The organism is Pseudomonas sp. GW823-FHT02F05 (genome assembly GCF_058797315.1).
On sequence record NZ_JBXAJM010000025.1, the window covers coordinates 1 to 3,836 of the forward strand.

The 3,836-nt window shown below is 54.8% G+C and carries 5 protein-coding genes and 1 tRNA gene; 3 read left to right on the forward strand and 3 right to left on the reverse strand.

What is annotated here, in order from left to right; translation table 11 throughout:
* Positions 1-399: 399 nt before the first annotated feature.
* Positions 400-476: transfer RNA gene (locus AC1RAC_RS24415), tRNA-Arg, on the reverse strand.
* Between the two features lie 324 nt (positions 477-800).
* Here AC1RAC_RS24415 and AC1RAC_RS24420 point away from each other — a divergent pair.
* Entirely contained in the window at positions 801-1,028 is a 228-nt protein-coding gene (locus AC1RAC_RS24420; RefSeq protein WP_054896750.1) for a hypothetical protein, read from the forward strand.
* Between the two features lie 10 nt (positions 1,029-1,038).
* Positions 1,039-1,218 carry a PA3371 family protein gene (locus AC1RAC_RS24425; RefSeq protein ID WP_072448858.1) on the forward strand — a complete coding sequence of 60 codons (180 nt, stop codon included), beginning with the start codon at positions 1,039-1,041 and terminating at the stop codon, positions 1,216-1,218.
* Positions 1,219-1,339: 121 nt separating this feature from the next.
* On the opposite strand, the gene AC1RAC_RS24430 is transcribed toward AC1RAC_RS24425, so the two are convergent.
* Entirely contained in the window at positions 1,340-1,564 is a 225-nt protein-coding gene (locus AC1RAC_RS24430; protein ID WP_127882259.1) for a hypothetical protein, read from the reverse strand.
* 49 nt (positions 1,565-1,613) lie between these two features.
* Between AC1RAC_RS24430 and AC1RAC_RS24435 the strand changes: the two genes are divergently transcribed.
* Positions 1,614-1,940: an Arc family DNA-binding protein gene (locus tag AC1RAC_RS24435; protein ID WP_003193592.1), complete on the forward strand. Its 327-nt coding sequence runs from the start codon at positions 1,614-1,616 to the stop codon at positions 1,938-1,940.
* 102 nt (positions 1,941-2,042) lie between these two features.
* Here the strand turns inward: AC1RAC_RS24435 and mgtE are convergent, their stop codons facing one another.
* Positions 2,043-3,485 (reverse strand): magnesium transporter, encoded by a 1,443-nt coding sequence (mgtE, locus tag AC1RAC_RS24440; RefSeq protein ID WP_003193593.1) that lies wholly within the window; start codon positions 3,483-3,485, stop codon positions 2,043-2,045.
* Positions 3,486-3,836: the final 351 nt, after the last annotated feature.

Here is a 3,836-nt window from a genome sequence, read left to right on the forward strand (position 1 = left end):
GGTTAAGATCTTTCGTCTCAACCGAGGCGCGCATTCTACAGCAGCCTCATTTGCTGTCAAGTGGTTATTTTCAGAAGCTTTCGAAGATTTCCTCAACAACTTCAACCACTTGCGCTTGCGATCTCTCGTAAGCGGGAGGCGAATTCTACAGGGATCGCCATGAACGTCAACCCCTTATCCGCAAAAAAGCTAAAAACCCATTCGCCTATAAAATCAGGATGCCTCGCCGCCTCTTCTATATAAGAAGAAGCGTATAGCCCTGGGGCGTGAATACCCCCTCCCACACAAATGCATCGAACTCCAACCGGAAGAAGCCCGGCCGAGACCTGCGAAAGCGAGGAGCGAGAAAGACTGTTTTTTTAGACCGGCGAATACCGGAAAGGGAAAGCTCAACAGAGATGGTGTCCCAGGGCCGGTTCGAACGGCCAACCTTCCCCTTAGGAGGGGGATGCTCTATCCAATTGAGCTACTGGGACAAATGCCAAATGCTTACCCGGAAGGGCTAGCGACAGACGGCGTGCATCTTAACGGCCGAGGCTGGTTTTGTCATGTCGTCCGTTGGCATTTTGAATGTAGGCCGATCCCTGCGAATGCATTCAAAGCCTCTCCCTGCAGACCAAAGCCTTCAGATGCATCGTGCAAATTGCACTGCGCCAATATGCCATCATTGCAAACTGCAACCTCAAAACCCCACAAATCAAATCTAACTCTTTGTTTTTATTGGCCTAATAGGTTGGCACGACATCTGCAAAGTCATACATACACAACCAATCGTTCCAGGCACCGTGGAGACCATGACTATGAACAGCGCCCTTCTATTAGCACTGAACGCTGTGGCACTGGCCGCGGTGGTGACGTTTCATTTTCAGCCGACCAATACTGAAGACGGCGCGCAAATCAGCCAAGCCATTCCCCACCATCTGCAACAGCGCCCTCAACTCGCACTGATGACTGCCAACCCCCAGCCCCCCATCCGCCTGACCCAAGAAACCCAATCTGCCCCAGCGGCCGAGCATTGGGTTTTCTGAGAAAATATTCATGTCCAAATCTGCCTGGTTATTTCTGTGCCTGACCCTCATGTCCGCCGCACTAGGCCTGGGAGCCACCTCACAACAAGCTCAAACCCTAGCCTTCGTCGCAAGCGCCGTGCTGGGCAGCCTACTGATAATGGCACTCATCAAGGGTCGCCGAATCAAATTCGATCCACTCCTTCGCTAGCCCTCCCCCGCCGCCCTTCGCCCTACCTTATGTCGCCTGACACTCGTAAATAGCCGAACAGCTACTAACCTTAAGCTTGCGGGCAAAAGGCCATATCCCTATAGAAAGGACACCCTTCGACTCAGATTCCGCGCTGGCCTGGACGAAGGTTGCCGAGCTTCGCTGCAGCTGCGGGAAATTTTTCCAACCAGTCCGCAAAAACGCAAATCAGTACTGGCATAAAGCCTGTAGGCGGTTCAATATTTGTCACAGAATTGACGCCAATGAAATGGCAAATCTGAGGCATGATGCGGCCTCTTTGCAATTCGCGTTGAACTTTGGTCGTGAGCCTTGTCTTAACACTCATCTTGCGGCCAATTCCAGAAACCGCTCCCCTGAACTAACCGGTTAAATATATGCGCCCATTGAAACAGGCAATTTATTCCAGCCGTACGGCTGACAAATTCGTCGTACGTCTGCCAGACGGAATGCGGGAACGCATTGCCGAGGTGGCTCGCAATCATCACCGCAGCATGAACTCCGAAATCATCGCACGCCTGGAACAAAGCCTTATTCAGGAAGGTGCCTTGGGTGAAGAGTTGAGCATGCGCCTGGACAGCCCCGAGCTGTCACTGCACGAACGCGAACTGCTGCAGCGTTTTCGTCAACTCTCCCACCGCCAGCAAAATGCTCTCGTCTCGCTGATCGCGCACGACGTGGAGGCGGCCGCAGAAGCCAATTGATTGACACCTGAAAGCCGAAGCCAGCCCTGTGCTGGCTTTTTTTTTGCGTCGAGTTTGGGAATAAGAAGCAAAGCGAGGGCAGGTTTGCCCCCGCGGGAAGGGTCAGAGCAGGAAGATCGTTGCCAGGCCCAAGAAGATGAAGAAACCACCACTGTCAGTCATGGCCGTGATCATCACACTGGCACCCATGGCGGGATCGCGACCTAGACGCGCCAGGGTCATGGGGATCAATACCCCCATCAAGGCCGCCAGCAACAGGTTAAGGGTCATGGCCGCAGTCATGACCACACCTAGGGACCAACTGCCGTAGAGCAAGTAGGCCACCACGCCAATCACGCCCCCCCACACCAATCCGTTTATGAGGCCTACAGCCAGTTCCTTGCGCAACAGCCGTGAGGAATTGGCGGTACTGACCTGGTCCAGCGCCATGGCGCGCACGATCATGGTGATGGTCTGGTTCCCGGAGTTGCCGCCAATGCCCGCCACAATCGGCATCAACGCCGCCAAGGCAACCAGCTTCTCGATGGAGCCTTCAAACAACCCGATCACGCGAGAAGCGATAAACGCGGTAATCAGATTGATAGCCAGCCAAGCCCAGCGGTTATGCAGTGAACGCCAGACCGACGCGAAAATATCTTCCTCTTCACGCAAACCCGCCATGTTGAGGACTTCGGTTTCACTTTCCTCACGGATCAAGTCGACGATTTCATCGATGGTCAGACGACCGATCAACTTGCCGTTCTTATCAACCACCGGAGCCGAGATCAAGTCGTAACGCTCGAATGCCTGGGCCGCGTCGTAGGCATCTTCGTCCGGGTGGAAGCTCACGGTATCGCTGGCCATCAGGTCAGCAACTTTTTTCTCCGGATCATTGACCAGCAGGCGCTTGATCGGCAAAACGCCTTTGAGGATGCCCTCATAGTCGACCACAAACAATTTGTCGGTGTGGCCGGGCAACTCTTTGAGGCGGCGCAGGTAACGCAGCACCACTTCCAGGCTGACGTCTTCGCGGATGGTGACCATCTCGAAGTCCATCAGGGCGCCGACCTGATCCTCGTCGTACGACAGCGCGGAACGCACACGCTCACGCTGCTGCGTGTCGAGCGCTTCCATCAACTCATGGACAACATCACGGGGCAGCTCAGGGGCCAGGTCAGCAAGCTCGTCCGCATCCATCTCCTTGGCGGCAGCCAGGAGTTCGTGGTCATCCATGTCGGCGATGAGCGTCTCACGCACCGAGTCCGATACTTCCAGAAGGATGTCACCGTCGCGATCAGCCTTCACCAACTGCCACAGGGTCAGTCGGTCATCCAACGGCAAGGCTTCAAGAATGTAGGCGACGTCGGCGGAGTGCAGGTCATCGAGCTTGCGTTGCAACTCGACGAGGTTTTGCCGGTGAACCAGGTTTTCGACGCGGTCGTGGTTCGGACCTTCCTGGCGGTGCGTGAGGTCTTCGACCACGCGCTGGCGCTGCAGCAGCTCGATAACTTGAGCCAGACGATCCTGCAGGCTTTCTTGTGTTTTCTTTACTTCTACTTCGGTCATAGGCGAACTCCACTCCCAGCAGCGGGGCACGCCGGAAGGATCAATCAGTCAATTCATGATTGGTAAAACGGGGTACTGAGTAACTACTGGGTAAGTCCATGGAGGTATTCCACAAGCCCCGGCGGGGCTGACGGGCGCATGATACACCGCCCGGACGTTTTAAACGTTAAAAAACTGGAAAGAACAAGCGCTTGCACGCCAAAGCTCAGTATTGGCTGCATCTATGAACTGCGACGACGCAGACGCATGGGAAAACACATGAGGAGGGAGAAAAAGGAGGACGCCGGATAAAGCCTATACAAACCCCAGACGGCAAAAAGCCCGCACTAGGCGGGCTTTTTGTTTGTATGG